General features: G+C 69.2%; 17 protein-coding genes and 1 pseudogene. 11 read left to right on the top strand and 7 right to left on the bottom strand.

The annotated features are described in order from the left end of the window. Positions 1-31: 31 nt before the first annotated feature. The 5 genes from EMA17_RS41240 to EMA17_RS41220 all read right to left on the bottom strand — a co-directional run bounded on the left by EMA17_RS41240 (position 32) and on the right by EMA17_RS41220 (position 6933). Positions 32-931, bottom strand: coding sequence for a dihydrodipicolinate synthase family protein (locus EMA17_RS41240; RefSeq protein WP_126642365.1), 900 nt, complete (start codon positions 929-931; stop codon positions 32-34). 45 nt (positions 932-976) lie between these two features. After that, the gene (locus EMA17_RS41235) at positions 977-2569 is read right to left on the bottom strand and encodes an N-acyl-D-amino-acid deacylase family protein (protein ID WP_126642364.1); all 1593 of its coding nucleotides are present in this window, start codon (positions 2567-2569) and stop codon (positions 977-979) included. A 57-nt stretch (positions 2570-2626) separates the two neighbouring features. Next, positions 2627-3685, bottom strand: coding sequence for a dipeptidase (locus EMA17_RS41230; protein WP_126642363.1), 1059 nt, complete (start codon positions 3683-3685; stop codon positions 2627-2629). Next, on the bottom strand, positions 3682-4938 hold the full coding sequence (locus EMA17_RS41225) for an NAD(P)/FAD-dependent oxidoreductase (RefSeq protein WP_160161746.1): 1257 nt from the start codon (positions 4936-4938) through the stop codon (positions 3682-3684). Before EMA17_RS41225 ends, EMA17_RS41230 begins: the two co-directional genes overlap by 4 nt. 567 nt (positions 4939-5505) lie before the next feature. Beyond that, positions 5506-6933 (bottom strand): serine hydrolase domain-containing protein, encoded by a 1428-nt coding sequence (locus EMA17_RS41220; RefSeq protein ID WP_126642361.1) that lies wholly within the window; start codon positions 6931-6933, stop codon positions 5506-5508. Between the two features lie 116 nt (positions 6934-7049). On the opposite strand from EMA17_RS41220, the gene EMA17_RS41215 reads away from it, so the two are divergent. From EMA17_RS41215 to EMA17_RS41190, 6 genes are all read left to right on the top strand, one after another. Then, a complete protein-coding gene (locus EMA17_RS41215) occupies positions 7050-8102 on the top strand; it encodes an alanine racemase (protein WP_126642360.1) in 1053 nt (350 codons plus the stop codon). A 165-nt stretch (positions 8103-8267) separates the two neighbouring features. Beyond that, positions 8268-9287 carry a 1-aminocyclopropane-1-carboxylate deaminase gene (locus tag EMA17_RS41210; protein WP_126642359.1) on the top strand — a complete coding sequence of 340 codons (1020 nt, stop codon included), beginning with the start codon at positions 8268-8270 and terminating at the stop codon, positions 9285-9287. After that, positions 9287-10963, top strand: coding sequence for a CocE/NonD family hydrolase (locus tag EMA17_RS41205; RefSeq protein ID WP_126642358.1), 1677 nt, complete (start codon positions 9287-9289; stop codon positions 10961-10963). The genes EMA17_RS41210 and EMA17_RS41205 overlap by 1 nt, the downstream gene beginning before the upstream one ends. After that, positions 10960-12654: a CocE/NonD family hydrolase gene (locus EMA17_RS41200; RefSeq protein ID WP_126642357.1), complete on the top strand. Its 1695-nt coding sequence runs from the start codon at positions 10960-10962 to the stop codon at positions 12652-12654. The genes EMA17_RS41205 and EMA17_RS41200 overlap by 4 nt, the downstream gene beginning before the upstream one ends. Next, positions 12638-13741, top strand: coding sequence for a P1 family peptidase (locus EMA17_RS41195; RefSeq protein ID WP_126642356.1), 1104 nt, complete (start codon positions 12638-12640; stop codon positions 13739-13741). Before EMA17_RS41200 ends, EMA17_RS41195 begins: the two co-directional genes overlap by 17 nt. Before the next feature lie 62 nt (positions 13742-13803). Then, positions 13804-14646: a M55 family metallopeptidase gene (locus tag EMA17_RS41190; protein WP_126642355.1), complete on the top strand. Its 843-nt coding sequence runs from the start codon at positions 13804-13806 to the stop codon at positions 14644-14646. 9 nt (positions 14647-14655) lie between these two features. On the opposite strand, the gene EMA17_RS41185 is transcribed toward EMA17_RS41190, so the two are convergent. Beyond that, positions 14656-16296 carry a PucR family transcriptional regulator gene (locus EMA17_RS41185; RefSeq protein ID WP_246127231.1) on the bottom strand — a complete coding sequence of 547 codons (1641 nt, stop codon included), beginning with the start codon at positions 16294-16296 and terminating at the stop codon, positions 14656-14658. Between the two features lie 319 nt (positions 16297-16615). On the opposite strand from EMA17_RS41185, the gene EMA17_RS41180 reads away from it, so the two are divergent. The 5 genes from EMA17_RS41180 (at position 16616) to EMA17_RS41160 (ending at position 23223) form a co-directional block, all read left to right on the top strand. Beyond that, positions 16616-18217: an ABC transporter substrate-binding protein gene (locus EMA17_RS41180; protein WP_126642354.1), complete on the top strand. Its 1602-nt coding sequence runs from the start codon at positions 16616-16618 to the stop codon at positions 18215-18217. A gap of 65 nt (positions 18218-18282) precedes the next feature. Further along, complete coding sequence (locus EMA17_RS41175; RefSeq protein WP_126642353.1) at positions 18283-19248, top strand: ABC transporter permease; 966 nt, start codon at positions 18283-18285, stop codon at positions 19246-19248. Continuing rightward, positions 19245-20114 carry an ABC transporter permease gene (locus EMA17_RS41170; protein WP_126642352.1) on the top strand — a complete coding sequence of 290 codons (870 nt, stop codon included), beginning with the start codon at positions 19245-19247 and terminating at the stop codon, positions 20112-20114. The genes EMA17_RS41175 and EMA17_RS41170 overlap by 4 nt, the downstream gene beginning before the upstream one ends. Beyond that, positions 20111-22093 carry a dipeptide ABC transporter ATP-binding protein gene (locus tag EMA17_RS41165; protein WP_246127230.1) on the top strand — a complete coding sequence of 661 codons (1983 nt, stop codon included), beginning with the start codon at positions 20111-20113 and terminating at the stop codon, positions 22091-22093. Before EMA17_RS41170 ends, EMA17_RS41165 begins: the two co-directional genes overlap by 4 nt. A 401-nt stretch (positions 22094-22494) precedes the next feature. After that, the gene (locus tag EMA17_RS41160; protein ID WP_126642351.1) at positions 22495-23223 is read left to right on the top strand and encodes a GntR family transcriptional regulator; all 729 of its coding nucleotides are present in this window, start codon (positions 22495-22497) and stop codon (positions 23221-23223) included. A 15-nt stretch (positions 23224-23238) separates the two neighbouring features. Here the strand turns inward: EMA17_RS41160 and EMA17_RS41155 are convergent. After that, a pseudogene (locus EMA17_RS41155) lies at positions 23239-23645 on the bottom strand (transposase); the annotation flags it as partial. Positions 23646-23785: the final 140 nt, after the last annotated feature.

Here is a 23785-nt window from a genome sequence, read left to right as displayed (position 1 = left end):
AGGGCTGGGGCGGTGTCGATCGAAGCGTCCGTCAACAAGCGAGTTCGATGCCTGCACCCCGCAGCAGTCGAGCGAACGTCGCCGCGTGCTCCCGAGCGAGGGGGAGGGTCGGGAGCCGCGGAGGGCCGCTGGGGACCCCGACGAGGTCGAGGCCGGTCTTGATCGCGCTCGCGTAGTTGTGCGTCTCGAGGAACTCGCAGATCGGGAAGATCTTCGTCCACTGCTCCCGGGCCCCGGCGATGTCGCCTCGCACCGCGAGGGTCTCGTAGAAGTCCGCGCACAGCCGAGGGATGACGCTCGCCGCTCCCCAGACACCCGCCTGCGCGCCGGCTGCGAGGCCGGAGAACGTGAGGGTGTCGTAGCCGTTGAGCGGCTGTATGGCGTCCGCGTAGTGGTGCACAACCGTCGCGAATTTCACCGCGTCACCGCCGGTGTCCTTGAACGATGTGACGCGGGTGTTCCGAGCGAGCTCGGCCAATTGCCCGGCCGACAGGTCCAGTCCGGTGGCGTCGGGCAGGTTGTAGAACATGATGTCGATGTCCACGGCATCGGAGACGGCCCCGTAGTGCGCCACGACCTCCTCCCAGCGAAGGGCGCCGTAGTAAGGGGGCACGATCATGACCGCAGTTGCGCCGGCGTCGGCCGCGTGCCGGGTGAGGTCGATCGTCTCGCCGGTGGTCAACGCTCCGGTGCCCACGACGACGGGCACCCGACCGTCCACGGCCTTCAGGTAGAGGTCGGCGACCTCCTTCCGCTCGGTGATGCTGAGCGTCGTGAATTCGCCGGTGCTGCCCAACGGCACCAGGCCCTGCACGCCCGCGCCGACGATGTGCTCCACCTGGCGACGGACTCCTTCGGCGTCGACGGTCGAACCGTCGTCGCCGAAGGGGGTCACCACGGCTGCGAGAATTCCGCGGAACGACGTTGTCATTGTTCTCCTTCGGTGGTCGTGCTCGGGATCGGCGGAATCGCGGGACTACTTGCTTCCGCGTCGTAGTGCGCGCCCACCCAGGTCGTCGGTCGGCCCGCCCTCGCGGAAGGCGACCACTCCGTTGACGACCACGTGCCGCATCCCCTCCGCGTACCGGTGCGGGTCGGAGTAGGTGGCAAGATCCCGGACCTTGTCGGGCTCGAAGATCGCGAGATCCGCGAAGGCGCCCTCGCGGATCACGCCGCGGTCGGCAAGACGCAGCGTCCGCGCGGGAAGACTCGTCATCCGCCGGACCGCATCCTCGAGGTGCAGGACCCCCTCCCGGACATAGGGGCCGAGCACCCGGGCGAAGGACCCGTAAGCCCGCGGATGTGTCGGGCTGTCGCTGTACGGCGGAGCAGCCGTCCATGCCTCGGAGTCGGAGCAGACGGAGACCCACGGGCTCTGCAGCGCGAGACGGACGTTGTCCTCTGTCATCTCGAACAGGGCGATGATCATCCGCGAGTCCGCCACGACGATGTCCACAAGCGTGTCGAGCGGATCCGCGTCACCGTGCCGCGTCGCGACCTGCGCGAGTGTCATGCCGTTCCACTCGGATGTGTCGCCGCCCAGGAGCAGGATTCCGTCCGCGCCGCCCGCGCTCAGGTAGCAGTTGTCCCAGTCGGTTCCCGGGGCTCGGATGGCGTCCTTGACCGCGGTTCGGAAGTCCTCGCACATGAGTTTGCCGCGCAGGGCGTCCGGACCGCCGTCGTGGAACCGCGGGGGGATGCAGGCGTCCAAGCCGGTGGCGCCCGCCTCGTACGGATAGATGTCGGCGGTGATGGCGAGGCCGCGGGCCCTTGCCTCCTCGATGCGCGCGATCGCGGGGGCCATCGAGGGCCAGTTGTCCCGGCCTGCCGCCTTCAGGTGGTAGACCTCGGCCCGGGCTCCCGACCTCTCGGCGATCGTGATGAGCTCGTCCAGGCTCTCGAGCAACGCGTCGGACTCGTTGCGGATGTGCGAGATATAGAGCGCGTCGTGCCTGGCGAGTACCTCGGCGAAGGCGGTCAGCTCCTCGGTCGAGGCGTACATGCCCGGGGCGTAGATGAGGGCGGAACCCAGCCCCAGTGCCCCGTTCGCCAGTTCTTCGTCGAGGAGCCCGCAGGCGGCGGTCAGTTCGCCGGCCGTCAGCGGCCGGTCCTCCTGACCGGCGAAGGCCATGCGAAGGTTGTCCGCCCCCACGAAGCTGGCGAGGTTCGGTCCGACGCCCGAAGTCGCCATGTGGTTCAGGTAGTCGTTGATCCGCGGCCACTCGTGCCGGACGTGCGTCTGCTCGGCGTAGTCCTTTGCGATGGCACGCATCCGGCCCTCCACGGGGCCGAGCGAGTAGCCTTCGCCGAATACCTCGGTGGTGACACCCTGGTACAGGTCGGAGAGACCTCGGGGGTCGCGTTGGAGCGACTCGTAGGCCTGGCTGAGCACGTTGACGAAGCCGGGCGCGACCACCGCGCCCTCGGCATCCAACTCGGCGACGTCGGAATCGGGTACCTCACCGACGGAAACGATGCGGTCGCCCCGGACGAGTACGTCCGCGCGCCTGAGCGGTGCGCCGGTGCCGTCCGCGAGGAGGCCGCCGCGCACCACGAAATCACTACTCATCCCAACTCCCTGTCTCGAACACGTGCATCGTCTTGAACACGTGCATCGGATCACGCCCTACCGCTGTGCCGGGACGACATCGTCGAGCACCCGGAGGATGTTCCCGCCCATCAGCATGGCGAGCTCCGAAGCGCTCCACCCACGGTCGGCCAGGCAGTCGATCAGGGGAGCGAAGCCGGAGACGTCCCCCATCGACACCGGGAAGTCCTCGAACCCGTCGTAGTCGGACCCGAGTCCGATGTGCGCGATGCCCGCACTCTCGCGTGCGTGCTCGACGTGATCCGCGACATCGGCGACCGTGACGACGGGCTTGGGTCCGACCTTGCCGCTGTCGAACCAGTCGCGGTAGTCGCTCGAGAGGAACATCGGCACGAAGGCGATCATGAGAACCCCGCCGTTGGCCGCGAGCGACGCGAGTACGTCGTCGGGGACGTTGCGGGGGTGCGGACACAACGTCGCACACGACGAGTGGCTGAAGACGACGGGGTCGTCGGAGATCGCGATGGCGTCGCGCATGGTCCCGGTCGACACGTGGGCGAGGTCCACCAGCACGCCCAGCCGGTTCATCTCACGGACGACGTCACGACCGAACTCCGACAAGCCGCCGTGGTTGACGACGTCCGTGGCGGAGTCCGCCCAGTCGACGTTCACATTGTGGGTCAGGGTCAGGTAGCGCAGTCCCAGCGATGCCAGGACTCGGAGGACACCGAGAGAGCCGCCGATGCTGTTGCCGCCCTCGGCCCCGAGCAGGCAAGCGATCCGTCCCGTCGACCACGCGGCCCTGACGTCGTGTCCCGTTCGCGCCGCCACGAGGTCCTGTGGATAGCGCGCGACGAACCTGTGCACGAAGTCGATCTGCTCCAGGGTGTACTGCACGGCCTCCGCCGGCGCCAGATCACTCGGGGCGTAGACCGACCAGAACTGGCCCCCTACCCCGCCCGCACGCAGCTTGGGGAGATCGGTGTGCAGCCCGTGCCCTTCCCGGTCGAGACCGTCGACCGAGTGGCTTCTTGCGAGTCGGGAGGCCCAGGCGAGGTCGTTGTGCCCGTCGACGACCCGGGAAAGGCCGAATGCTGCGAGTGAAGTCGGGTTCGCGTACGACGGAACAGCCGTCATCGTGGGTACGCCCTGATCTTCTTGCGAGCGAAGCGCTGCGCCGAGAACGGCCCGGTACGGCCGTCGTCCCCCGTGGCGATCGCCTCCGCGAGGTGCACACCCGCAGCTGGGGAGATCGTCATGCCGAGCATCTGGTACCCGGTGGCCACGAACACGTTCGAGTCCGGTGCGAGTCTGCCGATCATGGGCAGGCCGTCGGGAGCCACCGGACGAAGCCCCGACCACGGGGCCGACTGGTCGGTCCACGGTCCGAGGAGGGCCCGAGCGGAGCGCTGCATCGCGTCGACGCGCCGCTTGGGGATGCGGGTCGGGGAGTTGGTGAAGTCCATCGCCCCAGCGACGCGCAGAGTTCCGCCCATCGGAGAGATCGCCAGGTGTGTATCGAGGGTCTGGATCGCCTGCTTCGGCATCCGCCCCGGCCGGACGTCGAAGCTGTAGCCCTTGCCTCCGATCACCGGCAGGTGATGACCGATCGAGCGGGCCAGCGCGGTGGTGTTCACCCCCGCCGCGAGCACCACGTGGTCGCCCTCGTGGACATCGCGGTTCGTGCGAACCGCTCGCACCCGCCCGTCCCGCACGTGGAGGTGCTCCACGGGCTCGTGTTCACGGATCTCGACACCGGCGGCGACCACCTTCTCGATCAGCGCCGCCATGTACTTGTGGGGAACGACCTGCCAGTGGTTGCCGATCAACGCTGCCGCTTGGCCCCTTGGCACCACGGGGTCGAGGTCCTGGACCGCGCTGCCGGTCAAGACCTCTGTCGTGGCCCCCTGTCCGAACTTCGCCAGCGGCTCGATCTTCTCGATGAAGTGCTCCACGTCCGCGGGGTTCTTCGAGATGGCCAGGAGACCGGTCTTGTCGAAGTGCTCGTCCAGGCCGAGTCGTTCGATGAGCTTGAAGGAGGGGTATCCGAGTGTGGACAACGCCGCCAGGCCGTCGAAGTACGACCGGTCGTTGCAGTAGCGCGCGAACGTCGCGATCCACGGGCCCAGGCGCAGGAGAGCCGCAGGCGAGAAGTGGAGCGCGGAGTCCCGCCGGACGAGATCCTTCAGCCCGTGCATGATGATGCCGGCCTCGGGCACCGGCCCGGCCTGAGCGGGGCATATCCAGCCGGCGTTGCCCCAGGACGCGCCGGCGGCCGCGGCGCCGGCGTCGAGCACCGTCACGCGCATACCGACCTCGCTCAGCGCCCACGCCGTCCACAGGCCGGCGGCGCCGGCACCGACCACGACGCAATGCTTGCCATTCGTCACGTCCAACAGCCCTTCAACTCGAACTCGTCTCAAGGAGGGACTGTGCCAAGGGTCCCGGACGCGTTGTTCGTTCATTCGGACCAGAAGCCGGGAGCATCATGGTGACCCGCACAGGCGGGCTGCTCGACCGGGGAGACGGGCGGGGCCGATGAGCGTTGTGGCACATCGGCCCCGCGGAAGTCGTTGCCGCAGCGGCGGAGGAGTGGTTCGCGTTACTGCCGAAGAAAGCCCCACCACGTCCGTCCGGCGGTGGGTCGCGCGGGGACGTGCCGGGCGGTCGCGCACACGGCCGACCCCGGATGATCGGGGCCTGCGGCGCAGGAGTTCGGTCTCAGCGACCGGCCGGGTCGAGTGCAACATCGACGATCGTCGCTCGGTAACGCCCAGGTTCCTTGTACGGTCGCCACGCAGCCCCGCCAGGAAGGCGAGTGTGTGCGGGCGGGCGTCCATGATCGTGACCAGGGGGCTGGGCTGTCCACGGGAAACAGGACCGAGGCGATAGCGCTCCCACGCCTTGCGCCGATCGGAAGACGAGGTCCGGGCTGGTCAGGCACACGACGCCGGCAGTCACACCGAGTCCGGAGAGGAACCGGGCCGCGGCCACGACCTCGTGAAGGCTTCCGATCGGGGAGCGACTCGCATCTGTGATGCGAGGTGGGTCGCGGGCCCGTCCGCTCCGTCCTCCCAGAGGAAGGTGGCCGCGACCGGGTCGGTGACGGGCGGCATCGTCATGAGGAACGTCGTTCCGCCGGCGTAGGTCATCGGCGTCGAGAAGTCCCCGTGGAAGTCGGCCCAACGGCCGCTCGTCGTGAAGGACGCGACGAGACCGGAGGCTTCGGCGCGTACGTCGATCGTCGCCTCGTCGCTCATCCGGAACCGCCCGACGTACGGCGTGACATCGACGTCCGCCTCGACCGGGTCCGGCGTGGCCGGCAGGCCGACTCCCACCAACTGCTCCAAGAGTTCGGACACCAGCTTGTCGCCCATGCCCTGGACGTCACCGCTCGCCATGACGCAAATGGCGACGCCGTGGTCGGGCGCCAGGACCAGGCGGGACTGCTGACCGCACGTGCTCCCGATGTGGCCGACGACGCGCGGTTCGAGATGCTCGATCGACCATCCCCAGCCCCAGGCGGGACCGCGGCTCGGATCCGGCTGGACGACGTGGGGCTCGCGCATGCTCCGCGTGGTCTCCGCACTCATCAGCCGCGCGCCCGACGGCGCCAGGCCGTTTTCCAGGTGATGCCGGGCGAACGCCAAGAGGTCGGCCGGCGTTGCCGCGAGCGTCCCCCCGCACGGCCCCGACGTCCTGGGGTCGAGCCAGGTCGAGACCGGCGCGAGATCGTGCGACCCCGGTGCCGCCGGCACGTGACCGACCACCAGGGGTCTCGTCATCGTTTCCTCGGGAAGTGTCGAGGTGCTGCCGAGCCCCAACGGTTCGATCAGGCGCGTCCGCAAGGCGTCGTCCCAGGTGGATCCGGTCACGCACTCGACGAGCCTGCCCAGCACGTTGTACCCGGAGTTGGAGTAGGAGAACAACGCTCCCGGCCGGTGCAGTTGAACGAGGTCGCGGTAGCTGTCGACGATCTTCTCGACCGCGTCGTCGCTCCGGATGTTCGGCTCGGCGGCATCTCCGAAGAACCCGCCGGAGTGCGAGAGCAGTTGTCCGACGGTGACGGTGCGCGCCACCTCTTCGTTTGCCAACCGCAGCGACGGATCCAGGTAGTGGTTCACCGGCAGGGACGGGTCGACCAGCCCCTCGTCCACGAGTTGGAGAACGAGCGTCGCGGTCCACACCTTGGTGAGGGAGGCGAGCAGGAACACCGAGTCCGTCGTCACCGGAACGCTCGTCCCCAGTTTCGCGATCCCGGTGGCGACGACCTCGACCCTCCCGCCGACCAGCACACCGGCCGCGGCACCCGGAACGCGGTACTGGTGCGCGAGGTCGTCCAGGCGCTGTTGGAGATCCCGGCGGTCAACCATTGGTGTCAACATGTCGGACAGTGTGCCGGGCCGTTCCCCTCGGCCGGTTGTGCGAACAACCCAACTTGCAGCTTTTCTTCGGATCGATTCACCAATCAGGGCGCCGATCGGAAGAGGAGGATCCTGCCATGCCGAACACCCCCTACCTGCACGTCGACCTGGAGCGGCTCGACCGGAACATCCTCCGAGCCGCGGAGTGGGCCTCGACGAACGACCTCACGCTCCGTCCTCATGCCAAGACCCACAAGTCGCCCCGGATCGCCCGGCGCCAGATCTCGGCCGGCGCCGTCGGGTTGACGGTGGCGACGATCGGGGAGGCGGAAGTCTTCGCGGAGAGCGGTGTGACCGACCTCTTCGTCGCCTACCCGCTGCACGTCGACGACCAGGCGGCCGGCCGGCTCGGCGCCCTGGCCTACAAGGCCCGCGTCGCGATCGGCGTGGACTCGGTCGAAGGCGCGACCCAGGCGGGTCGCATGGTGGGTCGCTACGGCGTGGAGGTGGTCATCGAGGTGGACAGCGGCCACCACCGCAGTGGTTGTCGACCTACGGAAGCCGGACCGATCGCGACCGCCGCGACGAATTCGGGGTCGACGGTGAGGGGAGTCTTCACCTTTCCGGGACACAGCTATGCAAGGGACGGCGGGGTGACGGCCGCGGTCGACGAGGCGCGAGCGCTCTCGATCGCGCGCGCGGCCGTGGAGGACACCGGAATCGAGGTCGCGGTGGTCAGCGGGGGATCGACGCCGAGTCTGGGCCACACCCGGACCGAGACGATCACCGAGGCGCGCCCCGGGGTCTACGTCTTCGGGGACGCCCAGCAGTGGGAGTTGGGGGTGATGGATTCCCGGGACATCGCGCTCACCTGTCGTGCGACGGTCGTCAGCCATGCCGGCGGCCGCGCGGTCCTGGACTCCGGTGGCAAAGTGCTCGCCGCCGACAGGGCCGCCTTCAACACCGGAGGAGGACGCCTGCTCGACCACCCGGACGCCCGGATCACTCTCGTCTCCGAGCACCACGCCGTCGTGGACATGGGCGAAGCCCCGTTGCCTCCCTTGGGAAGCCAGGTCGCGGTGGTTCCCAACCACTGCTGTGCCGCTGTCAACCTGGCCGAGTACCTCTGGGTCGACGAGAAAGGAGGCATGCGTCCCTGGGCCGTCGCCGCGCGGGGACGCAACAGCTAGGCCGTGTCTCGGCCCCGGCCCGCTCGTGCCCGGTCCGGCCCGGGACGGACTACGAGGTTCGGCCTCGTTCACGAGGCGAGGCATCCGGATGAATGACGATTCGATCGCGTGAGGCCCCTTGACGGCCTGGTCGGCGATCTCCGTATCCGCAGAGGAGAATGACCCGTGTCCTTGGAGGACTTCCCCCGCCACCCGCTCACCTTCGGCCCCAGCCCGGTGCACCCGCTCCCACGTCTGAGCGCCCACCTCGGCGGCGCCTCGATCTGGATGAAGCGGGAGGACTGCAACTCCGGCCTGGCCTACGGCGGCAACAAGACCCGCAAACTGGAGTACCTCATCCCCGACGTGCTGGCCCAGGGGGCCGATACGCTGGTGTCGATCGGTGGCCACCAGTCCAATCACACCCGGCAGGTCGCCGCGGTCGCCGCCCACCTCGGGCTGGGATGCGTCCTCGTGCAAGAGAACTGGGTGCCCTCCTGGACCGACCCGTTGAGCACCGAAGTCGGCAACATCCTGCTCAGCCGGGTCATGGGTGCGGAGGTGCGACTCGACCCCGCCGGGTTCGACATCGGCTTCCGTGACTCGTGGCGGCAGGCGCTCGACGACGTGGAGAGGCGCGGCGGCAAGCCCTACGGAATCCCCGCCGGCGCATCCGACCACCGGCTCGGCGGTCTCGGCTTCGCCAACTGGGCGTACGAAGTGGCCCGCCAGGAGCGGGAACTCGACACCTTCTTCGACACCATCGTGGTCTGCACCGTCACCGGTTCGACACACGCGGGGATGATCGCGGGCTTCGCGGCACTCCAGGACGCGGGCGGCCGCCCCCGACGGGTCATCGGCATCGACGCCTCGGCCACGCTGGAGAAGACGATCGACCAGGTCGATCGCATCGCCCGCAGGACCGCGGAGCTCATCGGGCTCAAGCGCGACCTGCGCCAGGACGAGATCACCGTGCTCCCCGGCTGGGCCGGTGACGAGTACGGCATCCCCGTCCCCTCGACCCTCGACGCGATCCGCCTCACCGGCAGGACGGAAGGGATCATCATCGACCCCGTCTACGAGGGCAAGTCGATGGCGGGCCTGATCGACCTCATCCACAACGGCGACATCCCCAAGGACTCGAACGTGCTGTACGCGCACCTCGGCGGCCAGCAGGCACTGAACGCGTACGCCAAGGCCTTCTGATGCCCGCACCGCAGGGAAGCACCACAGAGATCCGAGCCCTGTGGAACTGTCGCATCCCCATGCGCGACGGCATCGAACTGGCCGCCGACATCACGGTCCCGGCCGGTGACGGTCCATTTCCGGCAGTGGTGACACGGACCCCCTACAACCGCAAGCCAGGAATCTGGATGCAGCGGCTCGTCGCCGCCGGCTACGCCTACGTCATGATCGACATGCGAGGACGCGGCGACTCCGACGGCGACTTCCAGCCCTTCGTGCACGACGGCGACGACGGCTACGACACCATCGAATGGGTCGCCGAGCAGACCTGGTGCACGGGCCGGGTCGGCATGGTCGGGCTCAGCTACGAAGGTCTCACCCAGTGGTGGACCGCGCGGACCCGGCCGCCACACCTGCGCTGCATCGCACCGATGGCCATCGGAGTCGCCGACCTCGGCCCGCGACCGAGCTTCGACACAGGTGTCCCGCACCTCTACTGGAGCTGGTGGTTCCACCAGGTGACCGGACGGACCCAACAGCACTACGGCGCCCCCTCGTGGGGGCCGAACATCCGACACCTGCCGCTGCGCACCCTCCACGAACAGGTCGGCACCGGCGGACGGTGGTGGCCCATGTACGTCGACGGGGAAATCGACTACCTCGGCAAGGACTTCGTGTTCGGCGACGACGACTGGGCGAACCTCGACCTGCCCGTCCTGGTCACGGTCGGCTGGTGGGACGACCAGAGCACGATGGCCACATGGGTCCGACTGGCGCAGTCGCCCGCGGGCGCCCGGTCGCAGCTCCTGATCGGAGCCTGGGACCACGGAGGAAACCGTTCGCCGAGCCCCGTGCTGGGAGGACTGGACGTCTCCCGGTCGGTCATGGACACCGTCGGACACGTCGAGCGCTTCCTGGCCCGGCACCTCAAGGACGAGGACGAGCATGCCGACGTCCATCCGTGCCGGGTCTTCCGGACCGGGACGATGCGGTGGGAAGACCTGGACGAGTGGCCGTCCACCGCGGTCGAGTCGACCCACTGGTACCTGACGAGCGGCGGCGATGCCCGCACGCTGAACGGGAACGGCGAACTCACGCCGACTCCCGGGGAAACGGCCTTCGACACGTACGTGTTCGACCCGGAGGAGCCGGCCCGGGATTTCACCAACCTCGACCTGTTCGCCTGGAGCGACCCACCCCACGACCAGCGCTACCTGCTGCGCCGCCCCGATGTCCTCGTCTACCGAGGCCCGACGCTTGAGGAGCCCGTCGACGCGAGTGGTCGGGCCGAGCTCGACGTCTTCGTCTCGTTGGACGCCCCCGACGCGGACGTGAGCGTCATGCTTCTCGACGTACACCCCGACGGCCGGATGATGCTCGTCGGGAGCGAACTCGGGTCGTGCGGGCTCCAGCGCGTCTCGATGCGCTCCGGGCCCGGCTCGGCACCCGTCGACCCCGGGGAGATCGTCGGACTGCGCATCCCGCTGGTCTGGCTCCACCACACGTTCCTGCCCGGCCACCGCATCGCGCTCGCGGTCACCGCAGGCGCGTTCCCGGCCTTCGCACGCAACCTCGGCACCGGCGAGCCCTGGGCCGACGCGGTGGACTCGCGCGTCGTGAGCGTGACCGTCCACCACGGTCCGAAGCACCCCTCGCGGCTCGTCCTGCCCATCGAGAACAACAAAGGAGCGGAATGAGATTCACCGACGTCTCCCGCGTGCGCTCCCGCTTCGACGTACGCGTCGAGGCACGGGACGGGGTCGAACTTTCGGTCGACGTCTACATGCCGGCCGACCCGGGTGACTACCCGGTCCTCGTCACCCGGACGCCGTATGACAACAACCGTGCGGACCAGAAGCCTCCCGCGAGCACGGCGCCGCAGGTCCCCTCGGACCGCTTCAAGCTGCTCGCCGCACGCGGATACATCGTGGTCGCGGGTGACGTGCGCGGCCGCGGTGACTCGGACGGCGAGTTCGAGCCGTTCCGCCACGAGGCCACCGACGGTGCCGACACCGTGACCTGGGCCCGCGACCTTCCCGAGTGCAACGGCCGCCTCGGCTCCTTCGGTGCCGGCTACGCCGGGTTCGCGGCGCTGGCCGCCGCGTCGGCCGCTCCGGTCGACGCGCTCGCTGTGTGGTCTCCGTTCGCCGCCGCCGAGGGCCTGCCGACACGGGGCGGTGCCGTCCGACTCGACTGGTTGTTCTGGATGCACCTCGTCGGCGGCCGGGTGCGAGGACCCGTCGACGCACCCCCCTGGAGGTCGATCTTCCGCAGCCGGCCGCTGTCCGGCATGCACGAGGCACTGGGCAGGCCGGACGCGCCGTGGCCCGACTGGCTCGCCCACCTCGAACCCCGGGACCCGCACTGGAGCAGCCTGACTTCGGGAGGCGGGGCGGAGACGAACGCGGCGCCGACCCTCCTGGTATCCGGCTGGTGGGACGGCGGACTGAGCGCCACGATGAAGCACTGGGAGAGCGTCTCCGCCTCCGGCGGGCGGCACTCGCTGGTCATCGGGCCGTGGGACTCGGCCCGAACCCGCAGACCCGTGAGCATCATGGGTGGAGTCGAGTGGGGGCCCGGCTCCGTCGTCGACCCGGACGAACTGCTCCTCGAGTGGTTCGACCACCACCTGCGAGACGACCCGTCGCCCCGGGCTCCCGCCCCGGTACGTGTCTTCGTCACGGGCCGCAACGCCTGGGAGGACCTCGACCGGTGGTCGGCGGCCGACGACGTCGAGACCCTGTGGCTGACCTCCGCCGGGCGGGCGAACACCCGCATCGGAGACGGAAAGCTGACACCCCACGCACCGACCCGCGAGGCGGCCGATCACTTCGTCCACGATCCCGACAACCCCGTGCCCTGGCAGCCGGGTCATGGGTCCTTCTCACGGACCGGCTCGGCGGCATTCACCCTCGAGACGTCGTTCGCGACCGGCCGCGACGACACGCTCACGTACACGTCCGCGACCGTCGACGTCCCCACACTCGTCCGCGGCACACCGGTGGTCCACCTGTTCGCCGAGACCGATCGCGACGACGCCGACTGGGTGGTCTCCCTCGAGGACGTGTTCCCCGGCGAGACGAGGACCGTTCACCTGGCACACGGGGTCGTGCGCGCGGGATCGGTGCCCGCGTTCCGGTCGGGTGTCCCGGTCGGCTACCGGATCCCGATGACGCAGGTGGCGCACGAGTTCCAGCCGGGGCACGCTCTGCGCCTGGTCGTGACCTCCAGCCTCTTCCCGCTCTACGCCGTCAACCTCGGATCCGCCGACTACCTCGGCGCCACCGAGGCCGAACGCGGCTCCCACTCCGTGTCCCACGGACCCCGATTGCCCAGCAGGATCGAACTTCCCCTGCACCGAGAGGAAACCCATGACCAGGCTTCGTGACCTCGGCATCGAGACCGGAATCCTTTCCCCGGGACCACGCAACGCCATCAGCGATGTCGCCGGCGTCACCGTCGGGCACACCACCGTCATTCGCGACGACGACGTCATCGCCCGCACCGGGGTGACCGTGGTGCGCCCACGGCCGGGACACGTACGGACCCGGCCGTTGTTCGCGGGCTCCGCCACGCTCAACGGCAACGGCGAGATGACGGGTCTGGAGTGGGTTCGCGAAAGTGGTCTGCTCACCACGGACCTGGCCATCACGGGTACCCACAGCGTCGGCGTCGTCAGGGACACCCTGGTCGCGATCGACACCGCTCACGACACCTTCCGCAACGCCTTCTCCCTGCCGGTGGTGGGCGAGACCGCGGACCTGTCGTTCAACAGCGGCAACGCCCAGTTCGTCACCGGCGAGCACGTCCGAGCGGCCTACGCGTCGGCGTCCGCCGACTTCGACGAGGGGAGTGTCGGCGGGGGAACCGGCATGGTGTGCCACGGATTCAAGGGCGGGATCGGCACCGCGTCGCGTCGCCTCGACGAGCGCGCCGGCGGCTGGACCGTCGGCGTACTCGTCCAGGCCAACCACGGGACCCGCCACGACTTCAGGGTCGACGGCCGACCCGTGGGCCGCCACCGACGCTTGGCACAGGTCCCCCTGCCGGGGCGGATCGAGCCGGGGGGAGAGCCGTCCATGCCGCCCGGTTCCGGATCGATCATCGTGATCGTGGCGACGGACGCCCCGCTGTTGCCCGACCAGTGCCGCCGGCTGGCCACCAGAACCGGCATCGGCGTCGGCCGGGTCGGCGGCGGCATCCAGGACTCGAGCGGCGACATCATGCTCGCCTTCTCCACGGCGACCGAAAACGTGCCCACCGAGGGTTATGCCGGCGGATACCCGCCGCTGACGCGCCATTTCGCGGTCCCGCATCAAGCGCTGGACGACCTGTTCCGCGCCGTGGTCGAGGCCACCGAGGAGTCGATCGTCAACGCCATGCTCGCCGCCCCGACGATGACCGGCGCGCGCGGCTTCACCGCGTATGGGCTCGACCCGGAGGATCTCCGTGCGGCCTTCCACGACGTGCGCTGACCGACGTCCGCCTCTCAGGCATCCAGGCATCCAGGTATCGAGGTATCGAGGAGGAGGGTCTGATGACCGGTTCGATCTACATCAGCGTGGACATGGAGGGCGTCGCGGGTGTCTCGCGCCTGCACAACGTCGTCCCCGGGCACCGCACCTACGCGCGCGGCCAGGAACTGATGACCGCGGAGGCCAACGCCGCCGTCGCCGGGGCGTTCGACGCGGGAGCGACCCGGGTGGTGGTGGCGGACAGCCACGGCCCGATGGACAACATCCTGCCCGCACGATTGGACCCACGTGCGCGGCTGATCAACGGCAGCCCCCGCACCTGCGGCATGGTGCACGGCCTCGACGGCGACTTCGACGCGGCACTGTTCATCGGGTACCACGCCGCCGCGGGCGCCTCCGGGGTGCTCTCGCACACGTTCACGGGGTTCTGGACGGAGCTTCGGCTGAACGGCCGGGCCGTTTCCGAGGCGGACGTCAACGCCCTGTACGCCGGCCGGTTCGGAGTTCCGGTGAAGCTCATCACGGGAGACGATCGGACCTGCTCGGCCGGGATCGCGGGCGTCGAGGGCGTGCATCGCGTCGAGGTCAAGCGCCACCTTTCGTACACCTCCGCCGAGGCGTTGTCCCCGACCACCGCCGGCGCGCGCATCCGGGAAGGCGCGGCGCGAGCCGTCGCGGATTCGTCGATCCGGCCCGCGATCGTCCCGCCCGCGCTGGAGGTGGAGATCGACCTGAAGTTGTCGGCGAGTGCCGACCTCGTCGCCATGGTCGCGACGGCCGAACGCACGTCGGAGTACACCGTGCGAATCCGGTGCGCCGACGTGGAGGAGATCTACGCCTTCATCGGCGTCGCCGGAGCGCTGGCCGCGCACGTGGTCGCCACGCAGGCGAGCGCCGCGCCGTGACGCGGCGACTCATTCGACCGCGGGGTTCATCAGACGCAGCTGAAGCATCAACGCGAACCTCTCGTCGGGGCTCTCCAGATCGATCTCCCCGACCTCGCCGAGCCGCTTGAGTCGGTAGCGGAACGTGTTGTGGTGCACCCCGGCCAGGGCGGCGGCCGCGTGGATGTCGCCGAAGGCGTTCAGCCAGCACTCGAGTGTCTCGCGCAGGCTTCCGTTGCGCCGCTCGTCGTACTCGAGGATCCGGCTCAACGGGCCGGCCACCGGGGCTCGATGCGCCAGGGTCAGGTCCTGAAGCTCCAGCACCAGCGCGTCGTAGTGCACCTCCGACATCGTGGCCGCCGTGCCCGGCGTTCCCCGTGCGCGCAGGACGCGCAGTGCGCGGTCGGCTCGCGCCCGCGACTCGTCCAGGCGGATCGGGTCGCCGGTCGCGATGCCGACGCCGATGACGGCCGGCACCCGCGTCCCCGTGCGTTTGAGGAAGTCGACCGCGAGTCGCTTGGTGCGCTGCTCGCTCTGCTCGACGCTCCCGGTCAGGGGGATCAGCCCGTACGACACGTTGCCGAGCAGGGCCGTCGCGGAGCGTGCCGCGACCGAGCTGAAGTGCATCGCGAACGCGTCCGCCAAACGCTGACGATCACTCGCGTGCCGCGACGGATCGGTCTCGTGCACGCCGTCGTCGATGATGTCCATCGCGACGACATTGACGGTCCTCCCGAGCAACCCGAGGCGTCGGAGCGCGTAGGCGGCCTTGGGTCCTCCCTCGAGAGCGGTGGCCACCAGATCCGCGCGCAGGCGGTGGTCGACGTCCGCTCCCGCTCGTCGACGCAGCAGGTGCAGCGCGACGAGCTTGCCGGCGTCGATCAGGGCCTGTGACCGTTCCGGGGACGGCGGTCCGGCGACGGCCGCCCAGATCGACCCCAGGATCTCGTCGCCGGCGCGCACCGCGATGGCCAGGCGCGGAATCTCGTTCTCGCTGACCTTGGAGGCCTCGACGTACAGCGGCCCCTCGGTGCGGTACAGGGCCTTGAACACTCCCCGACCCTCGTCCTCGCGGAGGTAGACCTCGGGGACCTGGCGGTCGAGGATGGTCCGGATGCGCGCGGCGTCCGCCTCGTCCTGTCGCCCCGAGAACGCCAGCACCCGATAGCGACGGTCCTCGATGGTGACGGGCGCGTCGATCAGCGCCGCCACGGCGTTGGCGAGTGAGAACAGGTCGCCCGCCGAGACACCGCCCAGGGTGCTCGTCACGTCGTCCCCGACATCGTCCTGGGCCACGACGGTACGGAGCAGGTCGGCGAGCTGAAGCCAGTCCGCGCCCTCCGTCAGGGTGAGCAGGGCGACGCCCGAGTCGTGGGCGGCATCCAGGACTTCCGGCGCGCGGTCCAGCGGCGCCCGCACGATCAAGGCCGCGGCGTTCCGCGTCCCGAGCAGGCGCAGCAGCTCCGTGACGTCGGAGGCGCCGTACACGCCGATTCCGAGGACCAGAGCCTCGGGCGGAAGCGCCCTGCCGTCTCCGGGGTCGTGCATGACGACGGCGCCGACCTGTTCGTGCGCCTTCACGTCACCGACGATCACCTCGAGGAACGTGCCGCCCAGGTCATTGATGATCCTCGACAGGCTCGCACGCTGTGGTTCGGACATCTCGCTCATACCTTCCGTACCTTACGAGAAGCCCGACCGCACGTCTTGGGAAAAGTGAACGAACTTGCGACTCCTGTTCATCTTCGGTTACCAAAAATGACGTTCGCGCGACCCACGGCCACAACCTCCGGCGGACCCGGGCGAAGGTGAAGGGAAGGTTGCGCAAGTTCGTTCGGCCGAACGATTCGGGCGGGAAAACTTGGAAGATCGTCACCAGAACCGTTCCGATCCACGGACATACTCTCGTCCGAATCCGTGAGCCTGATCACGTTCGAGCAGGCGGCACACAATCGGCCGGGGTCGGATCCCCGGCACGAGGAGGACGGTCATGACGCGTAAGAGGTCCAAGAGACTCGTGGCGGTCGGCGCCACCGGTGTATGTGTGGCAGCGCTGCTGACCGGCTGCAACGGCGCCGAGAAGCCGGGAGCCATCGGCGGGAAAGCGGACCACCTCCGGTGGGGAATCGTCGCGGACAGCCTCGACAGCGTCGACCCGCTCACGCTGACCTCGGGCAACGCCCTGCTCGCCACGGTCTACGACGCCCTGCTCACCGCCGACGCCGAGGGCCAACTGGCCCCGGGTCTCGCGGAGTCGTGGGACACCCCCGACGCCCTCACGTACGTCTTCCACCTGCGCAAGGGCGTCAAGTTCTGGGACGGCACCGAGATGACGTCGGCCGACGTGGTGGCCTCGCTCGACTACGACCGCCTGTCGCCGTCCCCGTACGAGTCGCTGTTCGTGAACGTGGCGAACGTGACCGCGAAGGACCCGTACACCGTCGTCCTCACGATGAAACAGGCCGACGCCAGTGTGCTGTCACTGCTCGCCAGCGTGGGAGCGAGCATCTTCCAGAAGAAGTTCCACGACGAGCACAAGACCGACTTCGGCAAGCCGGGCACCCTGACCATGGCGACCGGGCCGTACCGGGTCGACACCCTGAACCCGACCGAAGGCGCGGAGTTCTCCGCCAACCCGGACTGGTGGGGCGGCACGCCGACGATCCGCAAGGTGTCGGTCAAGCCCTTCAAGACCGTGACCAGCGCCGCGCTCGCCTACCGGTCCGGCGGACTCGACGCCGTGTACCCGCTCGCGGACCCCCGGGCGTTCGCCGCGAGCTCCAAGGCGAAGCCGGTGAGCGTCCCCGGCTGCAAGCAGACGTTCATGTCGCTGAACACCCAGGTGGACCCCTGGAACGACGTGCACGTCCGGCGCGCCTTCGCCTACGCGCTGAACCGCAAGGACCTCGCGATCGCCGAAGGCGACGACGCGGTTCCCTACGACAGCCTGCTCCCGGCCCAGGTCCTGGCAAAGGTGGCCGACAAGGCGGACATCGACGCCATGATCGGCTCGCTCCCGACGTACGGGTTCGACCTGACCAAGGCGAAGGAGGAGATCGCGCGGTCCGGCCACCCGGACGGCGTCAAGGGAACCTTCGAGGTTCCCGAGGACGGAGTCCGTCCCAAGATCGCCCAGGCCATCGCAGGCATGGTCGCGAAGGCCGGGATCGAACTCGACGTGAAGGTCCTCTCCGAGGCCCAGTACACCCAGCGCGTCGGTGAAGGAGCAGCCAAGGACAAGGTCCAGCTCACGATCCAGCGCCTGGACTGCTCGGAGGAGCCGAACACCACGGCCGGCTTCCTCCTCGACGGTTCCCAGGCCGACGTCGCCTACGCGAACTACGCCGCCTACCGCAACCCGGAGGCCGACAAGCTGGTCAAGGCGGGAATCTCCACGACCGACCGGGCCGGCCGATTCCAGGCGTACTCCGCCCTGGACAGGCTCGCCGCCGAGGATGTTCCCTACATCCCCCTCTACCTCGGCAAGAACGCTCTGGCGCTGTCCGGCAGGTTCGCGTGGCCCGAGCTGAACCCCTTCTCCTCCGCGTACGGTCCGGCCGCGTGGGTGGCGCAACTCAAGCCCGCGTCGTGATCGCACGACGCGGCCGGGAGAGCCGCGGCCACACCGGCCGAAAGCCCCGACGAGACAAGGCAACGATGCGAACACGAGCGACCGCTTCCCTGGTGGTGAGCCGGATCCTGGTCTACGCCGGGATGCTGGTGCTGATTTCGTTCGTCATCTTCTCCTTGCTGTACATCACCCCCGGCGACGCCGTGGGCAACCTGCTCGGCACCCGCAGGCGCACCCCGGAGACCGAGGAATTGTTGCGACGGCAGTACCACCTGAACGAACCGTTCCTCACCCAGTACTGGATCTGGTTGAAGGACGCCGTACGGTTCGACTTCGGAAACTCCTCGGTCTCGACACTCCCGGTCACCGACGAGATCAACGCACGACTGCCCAACTCCCTCATCCTCGCGGGCGTTGCCTACGTGCTGACCATGCTCATCGGAATACCGTTGGGCCTGGCCGCGGCGGCGAAGAAATCGACGGCCGTCGACCGCGGCATCGTGGCTTCGGTGATCGTCGGGTTCAGCACGCCGGTCTTCGTGGGCGCGGTGGCCCTGCTCTATGTCTTCGGCGTGCTTCTGGGCTGGTTCCCGGTCTTCGGCGCCGGCACCGGCTTCGTCGACAAGCTCTGGCACCTGACCCTCCCGGCGATCTCGCTCGCGATCGCCGGCGCCGGGCTCATCGTCAAGCACACGCGGGCCGTGATGATCAAGGTGCTCGACCAGGACTACGTGACCTTCGCCCGAGCACGCGGACTGACGTCTCGCCGGGTGTACCTGCTGTACGCGTTGCGCAACGGCCTGATCCCCGTGATCACCGTCAGCGTGCCCCTGCTCGCCTCCCTGGTCACCGGAGCGGTCCTCGTCGAGGTCACCTTCTCGATCCCCGGGATCGGCGACCTGCTCGTGCGATCCGCCGCGAGCCAGGACCTCCCGACCCTGCAGGCCATCGCGCTGCTGGTGGCCGCGCTGATCATGGTCGCGAACCTGGCGGCGGACCTGCTCTACATGGCCGCGGATCCCCGGATCAGGCACGGAAGGTCGACCACATGAGTGCCATCGTCCCGCAGCTCGGGGACCTCGGGAAGTCCACGCGCCGCCGCTCGAAGCGCCTGCCCTGGACCGTACTGGTCTGCCTGGTGATCGTTGCCGGCGTCGTCCTCATGACCGTCTTCGGAGCCGCGTTGGCCCCGCAGGACCCGGCCGCGCAACACCTCACGGAGGTCCTGGCCCCGCCCGGTTCCGGCCACTGGCTCGGCACCGACGAACTGGGTCGAGACGTCTTCTCCAGGCTGATCGCCGGAGCACGCACCGCGTTCGTCGGCCCGCTGGTCGTCACGATCGGCTCCATGCTGATCGGGAACCTGCTGGGCCTGTGGAGCGGATACAAGGGCGGTGCCGTCGACGCGATCGTCATGCGCTGGGTCGACTTCATGTGGGCGCTGCCCGGACTGCTCATCATCGTGGTCGTCGCCGGTGCGTTCGGCGGGGGCTACTGGATGGCGGTCGCCCTCCTCCTCGTACTCACCATCCCCTTCGACACGCGCATCATCCGAGGCGCGACGCTGGAGCAGGCGACCCTGCCCTACGTCGAAGCCGCACGTGCGCTGGGCCTGTCGAATCGACGGATCATGCTCCTCCACATCTGGCCGAATCTGTCCGCGACCGCCGTCGCCAACGCGTTCCTCACCTTCGCCGGCGCCATCGTCGCGCTCTCCGGACTCTCGTTCCTCGGCTTCGGGGTCGACCCGGGTTCGCCGGACTGGGGCCGCATGCTCAGCGACGGAACCAACCTGCTCTTCGAGAACCCCGCGGCGGCACTCGCGTCCGGCGCCATGATCGTGGCGACGGCGGTCTCGATGAACATCATCGGCGACTGGTTGTACGAGTCGCTTTCGAGTCGTGGAGGAAGCAAGTGATCGCCCCCGGGAAGTCGCACCGCCCCGCCGCGCACGAGACGACCACGAGCACCGTCCTGAAGGTGCGCGACCTCGGCGTCGACGCGGTCGGTCCGGACGGTACCGACCCCATCGTGTCCTCGTTCGACCTCGACCTGGCCCCGGGCGAAACGGTCGGGATCGTCGGCGAGTCCGGGAGCGGAAAATCCCTGACCGCCCGCGCCATCATGGGTCTCCTGCCGGGATCACTCGTCGCCCGCGGCCAGGTCGAGTACGGCGGCCGCAACCTCCTCGAGCTGTCCGAACGCGAGTGGAGCCACGTCAGAGGACGCGAGATCGGGTTCGTACTCCAGGACCCGTTCACGATGCTCAACCCCGTGTTTCGCTGCGGGCGCATCATCGAGGAGTCGTTGATCCGGGATGGCCGCCGACGCCCGCCGCGATCCGAGCGCAGGGCGGAGGTCCTTCGCCGACTCGCCGAGGTCGGACTCACCGACCCCTCCGTGGCGGACCGGTACTCCTTCCAGCTCTCCGGGGGAATGCGCCAGCGCGTCGCCGTGGCCGCGGCGCTCGCCCGCGATCCGAAGATCTTGATCGCCGACGAACCGACGACGGCTCTGGACGTCACGACCCAGAAGGAGATGCTCACCCTGCTGCGCGGCGTCCAGAAGGCGCGGGGAATGAGCCTCGTACTCATCACCCACGACCTGCGTGTCGCCTTCGCGATGTGCGACCGCATCCACGTGATGTACGGCGGCTCGCTCATCGAGGTCGCGCCCGCCGCCGACCTGGAATCCAGGCCGCTGCACCCCTACGCCCAGGGCCTCCTGCTGTCCGAGCCCTCGCTCGACCGCCGGGTCGTCGAGCTTCCCTCCATCCCCGGGTCGGTCCCCAAGGCCCGCGAGGTCGTGGACTGTTGTGCCTTCGCCACCCGGTGCGAGTGGGTCGCGGACACGTGCCGCCAGGGACGGCCGCCGCTGCTCGAAGTCGGCAGGCTGCGCCGGTCGGCGTGTGTGCGTCTGCCGGAGATCGGTGCCGCCATGGACGCGAAGCGCGCCCGGATCGACGTCGCGGAGCCCCCGACGAGCGAGGCGCGGTCGGAGCGACCGCTGATCGAAATCCGGGACCTGCGCAAGGAGTTCCGCATCGGGAAGCGCACCGTCACCGCGCTCGACGGGGTGTCGCTGTCGGTGAACCAAGGCGAGAGTGTCGCCATCGTCGGGGAGTCGGGCTCGGGCAAGACCACCCTCGCCCGTACCCTCCTCGGGCTCGAGCGGTGTACCAGCGGAGACATCTGCATCGACGGCGTTCCCGCGCACGACTGGTCCAAGCTGAGCGCCGCGGACCGACGTCGCCTTCGTGGGACCGTGCAAATGGTCTTCCAGGATCCCTACGCGAGCCTCAACCCGATGCGAAGCATCGGATCGACCCTGTCCGAGGCGATCAGGTCGCACGATCGCGGCGTCAAGGACACCGCGGGAGGGGTGGCCGACCTGCTGAAGACGGTCGGTCTCCCTCCCGCGTACGCACAACGCAAACCGGCCGCCCTCTCCGGCGGAGAGCGTCAACGTGTCGCGATCGCCCGGGCACTCGCGGTCGACCCGCGGCTCCTGGTCTGTGACGAACCCGTCTCCGCCCTGGACGTCTCGGTACGAGCCCAGATCGTCAACCTGTTCGCAACGCTCCGGCGCGAACGGGGAGTCGGCTTCATCTTCATCACGCACGACCTTTCGATGCTGCGGCAGATCACCGAGCGCGTCTGCATCATGCATCGCGGACGTCTCGTCGAATCCGGTCCGGTGGACCGAATCCTCGACCATCCGACCGACCCGTACACCGTCAAACTGTTGCAGTCGATCCCCCGGTCGGGTGCCGCCTGGATCGACGCACCCGTCACGACGGAAGCCCGACGCACACCCGCAGGCGGCGGGCGGCGAACCGGCGGACGCGACCTCATGGGTGAAGTGTGCGACGGCGGAGATACTCATGGGGCGGCGTGATCACCCCGGTTCCCGAACTCCTGCGAACAGGACCGGCTCGTCCAGGCGAGGATCGCTTCCTGGACCGGAGAGCGGTTGCCTGCCTTCACCTCACAGTGCCTGGCGCAGACGTCGAGCCGTTTGCATGCGGGCGGGTCGGCGCCGGCGAGGTGACGTCCACCTGCGGAACCTGCCGTCGGACGGGTGACGCAAATCCAAAACCGCGCCGCGCCGGCTCGCCGCCCCAGCGATGGCGCCGTGTTCCCGACCCTCGCCGAGGCGCCGCGCCGGGCGCCCACCACGGCTTCAGCCCCTGCCTGCACGGCGAGCCTGCCGCCGACCCGACCCGACCGGAGCGGCGGGTCCACGGTGACATTGCCCAGTGACCGTAGACACGACCACGCCATCGGAGGAACCACCGGATGATCGCAGACGCCGAGGTGTCGACCGGACCAACCACCTCCGTGGCGGAAACCGGAGACCAGCCGCTCAACCTGCCGCGCGTGCAGGGGCACAGGAGCCTCCGCGACCAGGTGACGCACGCCCTGCGCACCGCACTCGTCGCCGGCGAGCTACGCCCCGATGTGGTCTACTCGGCGCGCACCCTGGCCGCCCAGTTCCGCGTCTCGGTCACCCCGGTCCGCGAGGCCGTGCTCGACCTTGTCAGGGAGGGCCTGGTCGAGGTGGTCCGCAACAAGGGCTTCCGGGTAGCCGTGCTCTCCGGCCGCGACCTCGACGAATACACCGAGATCCGCTCGCTGATCGAGATCCCGGTCACGGTACGCCTGGCTCGGACGGCCGACCGCGCCGCACTGGAGGCGCTGCGCCCGCTGGCGGCCGCGATCGTGGCCGCCGCAGAGCGGCGCGACCTCGTCGGATACCTGGAATCCGACCGGCGGTTCCACCTCGGCCTGCTCACCCTCGCCGGCAACCAGCGCTTGATCGAGGTAGTCGGTGACCTGCGCAAGCGCTCGTGCCTGTACGGCCTCATGGCGCTCCCCGAGCGCGCCGTGCCGGTCGTCACGGCGCAGGAGCACGCAAAAATCCTCGATTTGCTCATCGCCGGAGACGGTGAAGGCGTACACCGAGCCATGTCTGAACACCTCGGCCACATCCGCTCACTGCGGACCGACCCGACGCACGAACCGTGATTCCTGATCTTGTTGTCAAGCGGCGAGGGTGACGGATGGTGTGGGCTGGTAGCACCGTCCGTCACTCCGTTCCGCAGCAGGGCCTACAGGACGTTGACGCGGCGGCGGGCGAGGGCGAGGACGGCCTGGGTGTGTCGCGTGCCCTCGGCCCGCTTGCGGTCGTGGAACCGTCGCGACTCCTCGCAACAGCGGATGCCGATCAACGCGGACGTGCAGAACACGCTTCGGAGGCGCCGGTTGTAGCGCTGCGGGCGGCGCAGGTTGCCGCTGACCTTGCCCGAGTCGCGCGGGGCCGGGGCGACGCCGGCGAAGGCGGCGAGGCGGTCGGGGGTGACGAACGCGGCCATGTCGCCGCCTGTCGCGGCGAGGAACTCGGCGCCGAGGAGTGGTCCGATGCCGGGCATGCTCGCGATCACGGCGGCGTGTTCGTTCGGTCCACCGAGACGGCGCGTTCCCGGGGTCGGGCGAGTCGGCCGGCTCGATCGCGAGGGCGACGCACTCTTCGATCCGATGGCGGTAGGCGGCGACGACCATCTCCGCGCGATGGGGAAAGTGTCAGTAC

Source organism: Embleya hyalina, from assembly GCF_003967355.1.
Lineage (GTDB): Bacteria > Actinomycetota > Actinomycetes > Streptomycetales > Streptomycetaceae > Embleya > Embleya hyalina.
Note: the sequence above shows the minus strand (reverse complement) of the source record. Positions and strands in the feature narration are given on the sequence as shown.

Excerpts from the sequence above, each read along its gene's own strand:
- EMA17_RS41240 (WP_126642365.1), bottom strand. The coding sequence starts at position 931 with ATGACAACGTCGTTCCGCGGAATTCTCGCAGCCGTGGTGACCCCCTTC.
- EMA17_RS41235 (WP_126642364.1), bottom strand. The coding sequence starts at position 2,569 with ATGAGTAGTGATTTCGTGGTGCGCGGCGGCCTCCTCGCGGACGGCACC.
- EMA17_RS41230 (WP_126642363.1), bottom strand. The coding sequence starts at position 3,685 with ATGACGGCTGTTCCGTCGTACGCGAACCCGACTTCACTCGCAGCATTC.
- EMA17_RS41220 (WP_126642361.1), bottom strand. The coding sequence starts at position 6,933 with ATGTTGACACCAATGGTTGACCGCCGGGATCTCCAACAGCGCCTGGAC.
- EMA17_RS41215 (WP_126642360.1), top strand. The coding sequence starts at position 7,050 with ATGCCGAACACCCCCTACCTGCACGTCGACCTGGAGCGGCTCGACCGG.
- EMA17_RS41205 (WP_126642358.1), top strand. The coding sequence starts at position 9,287 with ATGCCCGCACCGCAGGGAAGCACCACAGAGATCCGAGCCCTGTGGAAC.
- EMA17_RS41200 (WP_126642357.1), top strand. The coding sequence starts at position 10,960 with ATGAGATTCACCGACGTCTCCCGCGTGCGCTCCCGCTTCGACGTACGC.
- EMA17_RS41195 (WP_126642356.1), top strand. The coding sequence starts at position 12,638 with ATGACCAGGCTTCGTGACCTCGGCATCGAGACCGGAATCCTTTCCCCG.
- EMA17_RS41190 (WP_126642355.1), top strand. The coding sequence starts at position 13,804 with ATGACCGGTTCGATCTACATCAGCGTGGACATGGAGGGCGTCGCGGGT.
- EMA17_RS41185 (WP_246127231.1), bottom strand. The coding sequence starts at position 16,296 with ATGAGCGAGATGTCCGAACCACAGCGTGCGAGCCTGTCGAGGATCATC.
- EMA17_RS41180 (WP_126642354.1), top strand. The coding sequence starts at position 16,616 with ATGACGCGTAAGAGGTCCAAGAGACTCGTGGCGGTCGGCGCCACCGGT.
- EMA17_RS41175 (WP_126642353.1), top strand. The coding sequence starts at position 18,283 with ATGCGAACACGAGCGACCGCTTCCCTGGTGGTGAGCCGGATCCTGGTC.
- EMA17_RS41170 (WP_126642352.1), top strand. The coding sequence starts at position 19,245 with ATGAGTGCCATCGTCCCGCAGCTCGGGGACCTCGGGAAGTCCACGCGC.
- EMA17_RS41160 (WP_126642351.1), top strand. The coding sequence starts at position 22,495 with ATGATCGCAGACGCCGAGGTGTCGACCGGACCAACCACCTCCGTGGCG.